The organism is Bacillus sp. P4_D3, assembly GCF_056401855.1.
The window spans coordinates 1-1559 of record NZ_JBFUIN010000713.1 but is presented as its reverse complement, the minus strand read 5'-3'; the positions used below and the strand labels follow the sequence as shown (position 1 = coordinate 1559).

General features: G+C 30.6%; 2 protein-coding genes. One reads left to right on the top strand and one right to left on the bottom strand.

The window, feature by feature from the left end; translation table 11 throughout:
- Window positions 1–546, top strand: a 546-nt coding sequence (locus AC1DTM_RS25895) for a M3 family metallopeptidase (protein ID WP_477001228.1), incomplete at its 5' end; no start/stop codon positions are given.
- Between the two features lie 68 nt (window positions 547–614).
- Here the strand turns inward: AC1DTM_RS25895 and AC1DTM_RS25890 are convergent.
- Window positions 615–1559 (bottom strand): helix-turn-helix domain-containing protein (locus AC1DTM_RS25890; protein ID WP_477001227.1); only part of this gene is annotated, 945 nt, incomplete at its 5' end.

Sequence of the window (1559 nt, the reverse complement as noted above, 5' to 3'; positions counted from 1 at the left end):
GAGCTAGCCAGCATGACAATGGAATTGTTTTCGATGGAGTATTGGGATACATTTTATGAGAATACAGAAGAATTTATAAAAGCAAAATTAGATTTCTTTAAAGATATTGTTAAGTATTTACCACAAATGCTTATCGTTGATCAATTCCAACATTGGATGTATGAAAATCCAAATCATACTGCTAAAGAAAGAAATGAAAAATATTTAGAATTACATAACACTTACCAATCGAATGTGGTAAATATTGAAGGTTATGAAAACTGGATAGCAACTGGCTGGTTACCTGTACTACACATATTCGAAATACCCTTCTATTATATTGAATATGCAATCGCGCAACTTGGTGCATTGCAAATGTATAAACAATACAAAGAGAATCCTAAACAAGCACTACAAAATTACAAAAAAGCATTATCTCTAGGTAGCTCTGAATCCTTACCAGAGGTATATGAAGCAGCTGGAATTCGTTTTGATTTTTCTAGTGAGACAATAAAAGAATTAATGGCATTTGTAGAAGAGGAATTGGAATTACTTAAACAAATATAAATAAAAAAATGCATCTGTCCTTATAGGTGCATTTTTTATTGTTTTTTTATTCAATACAAATTGAATCTTTATCTCGCTTTATTAATAAGCTCTATATATTGTAGGTCCCCATATCCTATTGTTGGAAAAAGATTAAACAACCTTTTTAGTAACTCTTGTGTTGGTAAATCTTTATTTTTGGAGATATACTTTACTACTACATTATTTTCTTTTAGCATCTCTAAATATAAATCTATCGCCTGATACATTACAGGTAGTATCTCATGAGATGGCTTTTTATGATTTACTAGAACTTCATTGTAAACAGAAAAATAGTTCCCTAATTCAAGTTCAATTTGACTTACTTTAAATTCATCCTCTCTGAAGCTATTTAAGTATACTTTTCCCTTATAATCAGACTGTTCAAGGTAAGAAAGTACGGTAAGTAGATTCATTTGGCAAAACATATCCTCACCAAACCATAAAACGATATATTTATACTCTTTCTTAAAAAGATTCTCTAAAGGATGAATAACCTTTTTCATATAATTTTCTACAGTACCTTGATGTCCTTCTGCCCTTGTTTTAATAAACTCATCATCAAAAATCTGTGCGGTAGTCGCATTTACACACATAGCTTCATTAAATGGAGCGTAATCAGACTCCCCCATTAGTCTTTCACTTTTAAATTCTTCATACATAAATTGACCATTTAATATGTTTAGTACATCTTTATCAAACAGCTCACTCTTCGCATTCCGTAACTGATTAACTTCAATTTTTCTAGAAAAATTCATTCTATCCCACTCCTTGCCATCATTGATTGAGAGTTTAATAAATGATTGAACCGGTATTTTGTTAAGTTGGAATTTTCCTGGGGTTATACCAAAAACAGTTTTAAATGCTCTACTATAAGCCTCTTGCGAAGAGTAATCGTAATCAAATGCGATATCAATTATCTTTCTATCATTCGTCAAATCTTCCGTTGATAAATACAATCTTCTAAGAAGAATATATCGTCTAATACTTATCCC